The sequence below is a fragment of the Carboxylicivirga sp. genome, assembly GCF_982718395.1.
Map to the genome: position 1 here is coordinate 1 of NZ_CEXQWX010000258.1, position 4,148 is coordinate 4,148.

Consider the following 4,148-nt stretch of genomic DNA (forward strand, 5'->3'; position numbering starts at 1 on the left):
TTTTTTCGGACATATGGACGCCAGCGTTGAATCATTTTATGCCTATACTTCGAGCGTTTGTATCAGTAATTGGCTGTATGCTCAGGTTGATGATGATGATGTGAGAAAGAATTGGTGGCATGGCGTGATTCCTGAGGAGGAAGAGCAACCAACCGGTACTAATGTGAGTTACAATCAATTTAAATTCCGGTTCTCAAATGGTGCAACTGGTGCAGGCGATTACATTTTTATGCGTCATGAAGAAATGTTATTAATCCAAGCAGAAGCGAAATGTATGCTTGAGGATTACCCTGCAACCAGACAAATATTATCAATGCTGATGAACGAACGGATGACCGACTACAGTATTGACGATTTGACAGACGCCAATACATTAACAGTTGATGATGCTAATGGTCCGACCACACCTGCAAGTGGAAGTGTTACTCTTTTGGATGAGGTGATGTTGCAACGCAGAATTGAACTATGGGGCGAAACATCAAGAATATATGATATTAAGCGATTAAAAACCGGCTTTATAAGAACCTTTGCTGGTAGCAACCATTCGAGTAAGATTACAGGTGTAGATACAGAGAATCCGTTTTGTCCCGATTGGGTAATGTCAATTCCCCAAGCTGAGTTCGATGGAAACAGCGCTATGGATGCCGAAACGGATCAGAATCCCTGGTAGACTTCTGTCATTTGTCAAATGGTTAATATTATGAATTTAAAAGGTAGAAAAATGAGAAATATACTATATGGCTTATTGCTTTTTATAGCAGTAGGTGCTTGCGATCAGGACAATATTAAAACAAAGATCGATACCAATGGTGTTGATTATGTAGCGGTAGCTGTTACAGCAGTTGATGAACCTTATAAATTGAATACAGGAAATACCTATAGTATTACATTTCCGATTCATCGAACCTATAAGAATGTTGTAGGAACAACGGCCGAGCTAAGTTTGGAAAGCAATGATGAAACGGGATTATTTGTACTGGAAGAAGAGTCATTAACCTTCGAGGCCGGAAGTGCAGTGGCTTATGCAAAAATTATGGCAACAAATCCATCTGGAATTGATCCGGCAATGATTTATACTTTTGAGTTAAAAGTAATTGGCGATAATGCTTCTTCTTTATTTAATACGGCTGCTTTTAGTGGGCAGCTGGAGTTAAGCTTTACTGGATTAGGCTCAGGAGCAATGGAAAGCACCTTTTTTGAAGATACCTGGGCTGTGGAAATGTTTAAAGCCGAAGGTTTGGATATTTACAAGGCTCAGGGCTTGTATGAGGAAGGCTATGATATCTTATTAATTGTAGATGAGGGTTTGGGAACAGTCTCAATCCCAGAACAAAAAGGATGGTTCCATAGCGGTGTTGAGTTGCCAGTGCGTATTGGTGGATCGGGTACTGTATCGACCAATGATGGTAAAAAAATCTTTACGATGCAGATTGAACATTATCTGCCCGAATACGATCATACATGGGGATTTTGGGATGAGGTTTTAACAATGCCATAGCGGCAATGACTTGCTAAGTACCCTTGGGTACTTAGCAAGTTTATTACAACTTAATTTGGTATAAACCTGAGTTCAAAATTTTATGTCGAGCTCAGGTCATAAATAAGAAAACAGGTAATTCCTATTTCACTTTCATAGGAATACCTGAAACCATCATAAATACTTTATCAGCTTTTTGTGCGATGTATTGATTCATCCAGCCTTGCAGGTCTGTAAATTTTCGCTGAACAGGATTTTCAGGCATACCGCCCAAGCCAATTTCATTAGTCACAAAAATGAAAGAGGCATCTTGTTGTATAAGTTGATCAAACTCTTTTTGAGCTTCCTCTAACGACTGATCAATGTTACTATTGTTATCGAAAAAGAAATTGGTAAGCCAAAGAGTGATGCAATCTACCAATACAACCCGACCATTTAGATCATGCTGAGACAGCTTTTTCTCTTCCTCGATATTGGTCCACTCCAGGCCTCTGTTGGCTTGGTGATGCTTGATGCGTTCATGATGCTCTTCATCCCAAATGCGCGATGTAGCCATATAAACAGGGTGTGGAGATAACCGCATAGCCAAGTTTTGTGCATAAGAACTTTTGCCTGAACGCTGACCGCCTGTAATAAGAATGATCTCAGCCATACTATCCTTTTATAAATTTGACTTGTTGAAACTTATCGGAACGGATATGAACCTTAATTATGGAGCCATACGACAATTCCAGGTTGAAGACTTTGAGTGGTGGGATATCCAGATAGTTAATCAAAAATGCCCGTAATATCCCCGAATGAGTCACAATGGCTATTTTATTGTAGTTTTCTCCATGAAGGGTCGCAATAAATTGATTGGTGCGATGGATTAATTCACCAAAACTCTCACCTTGTGGTGGTTTTTGGTTGATATAATCATTGCCCCAATTATCCAGAGCCTCTCGTTTTATATCTTCCCACTTTTGCCCTTCCCATTCACCAAAGTTAATTTCTTTTAAGCGATCGTCCTTGATAATATTCCGTTTCCCAAATAGTGCTTGAGCCAACTGATAGCAGCGCTTTAGTGGGCTGGAATAGACCTTGTCGAAAGTAATGTTCTCCAGGTGCTTTTTTATCTCGCGAGATTCATCATCAAAATTCGCATCAACATCCAGATCGAGTTGCCCGTAACAAATGCCTTGATCAATTTTAGGCGTGGTATGTCTGATAAGCCAGAGTTCCATTTATTTTTATTAGTGCTTGGTGAACGGTAAACCGTTAAATTATTAGAGTTAATTACATTACCAATGTATTACTTATACCCGTCTTCCGTCCCCTGTTTTCTGTCAAATATTCAATTTTACTACACATTACTTACTTCATGTTGTTTTCACTATCGAAATAACGTTTCAAGCGGATTAACTTGGGCCTGATAAGTGATGATGGCTAACAGGCTAAGGTAAACAACTACCTCGGTTACTTGCTGAACACTTCCCAAACAATCGCCGGTATAGCCACCAATCCACTTCTTAAAATAGCGTTCAAGCCAATATTTAGCCACAAAAACAGGGATAAGAACAATAAAGAACAACCAATCCTGAAACAGTAACAGACTGGGAATAGCTATTCCCATGGCAATTAGCAGATCTTTTAACTGCAAAGCTTTGGTAATAGGTTTGGATTTACTGCTTTCATCATCGCGTACATAACTCAGGCTATGCATGGTCCAAACAGCCATCATGCGGCTGATAACGTGACCACAGATAATGGCTTTAATCCATACTGAAGCAGGAAGCTCATTCAGCGTGGTAAACTTAAGCATCAGCAACAGTAGAATACCAACTGCACCATAAGCGCCAACCCTGGAGTCTTTCATGATGGTCAGAATCTTCTCCTTGGTCCATCCACCACCAAAAGCATCGCATACGTCAGCAAAGCCATCTTCGTGAAAGGCACCTGTTAACAATACTGAACTTCCCATCGACAACATGACAGCGACTGAATGGGGCAGCAGAAGTGATGCCAGGTAAAACACTAGCCCACTAATACCCCCAACCACCAAACCAACTACAGGCAAATAGCGGTTGCATTTATTCAGATTCTCCTGCGAAAAGGCAATTTTAAACGGCACAGGAATGCGGGTAAAGAAGCCGAAGGCTGTAAGGAGTAGATTGATTTGTTTCATGGTTTTTAGGATTGATGACCGATGACGGAAGACTGAAGATTGGTTTACATTATTTAATTTGATTTTTGAAACTAATCATCATGTTCATTAACGAATAAGCTTCACCATAAAGAGCCTCAAAGCTATTGTTATCTATGTACTTCCTTAATTTAGCCTTATGAATGCAAGTGATTACTTCCGCTAAAGAGCGAATAGCATAGCCTATAAACTTCTTTTGCTCAGGATTAGATTGACCAATTGATCCTTCTGCAATATTTAATGCAATTGAATCACCAGCTCTTCGTATTTGAGATGATAAATTGTAGATTTCTTCTTTTGGAAACGTTAATGCAAGATTATGAATGGATTCACCAAACACCATTGCTTTTTGCCATATTATTAGTTTCTCAAATTTGAATTTAGTTTCTTCCATACAACTAAGCTTTTACTTGGATATATAACACAAGAGTTTTTCTTCCGTCTTCTGTCTTCGGTCTTCCGTCTTCTGTCTTCGGTCTTCCGTCTTCT

Annotated in this window: 6 protein-coding genes; 2 read left to right on the forward strand and 4 right to left on the reverse strand. The window is 39.5% G+C overall.

What is annotated here, in order from left to right; all coding sequences use genetic code 11:
* Both AC4MRQ_RS24705 and AC4MRQ_RS24710 read left to right on the forward strand, forming a co-directional pair.
* Window positions 1–670, forward strand: a 670-nt coding sequence (locus AC4MRQ_RS24705) for a RagB/SusD family nutrient uptake outer membrane protein (protein WP_491200404.1), incomplete at its 5' end; no start/stop codon positions are given.
* Between the two features lie 51 nt (window positions 671–721).
* Window positions 722–1,498, forward strand: a complete 777-nt coding sequence (locus tag AC4MRQ_RS24710; RefSeq protein WP_491200405.1) for a hypothetical protein — start codon at window positions 722–724, stop codon at window positions 1,496–1,498.
* A gap of 121 nt (window positions 1,499–1,619) precedes the next feature.
* Here the strand turns inward: AC4MRQ_RS24710 and cobU are convergent, their stop codons facing one another.
* The 4 genes from cobU to AC4MRQ_RS24730 form a co-directional block, all read right to left on the reverse strand.
* Window positions 1,620–2,129, reverse strand: coding sequence for a bifunctional adenosylcobinamide kinase/adenosylcobinamide-phosphate guanylyltransferase (gene cobU / locus AC4MRQ_RS24715; protein WP_491200406.1), 510 nt, complete (start codon window positions 2,127–2,129; stop codon window positions 1,620–1,622).
* A gap of 1 nt (window position 2,130) precedes the next feature.
* A complete protein-coding gene (gene cobC / locus AC4MRQ_RS24720) occupies window positions 2,131–2,700 on the reverse strand; it encodes an alpha-ribazole phosphatase (RefSeq protein ID WP_491200407.1) in 570 nt (189 codons plus the stop codon).
* A gap of 149 nt (window positions 2,701–2,849) precedes the next feature.
* Window positions 2,850–3,641 (reverse strand): adenosylcobinamide-GDP ribazoletransferase, encoded by a 792-nt coding sequence (locus AC4MRQ_RS24725; RefSeq protein WP_491200408.1) that lies wholly within the window; start codon window positions 3,639–3,641, stop codon window positions 2,850–2,852.
* Window positions 3,642–3,690: 49 nt separating this feature from the next.
* Window positions 3,691–4,053, reverse strand: a complete 363-nt coding sequence (locus AC4MRQ_RS24730) for a four helix bundle protein (protein WP_491200409.1) — start codon at window positions 4,051–4,053, stop codon at window positions 3,691–3,693.
* Window positions 4,054–4,148 lie beyond the last annotated feature (95 nt).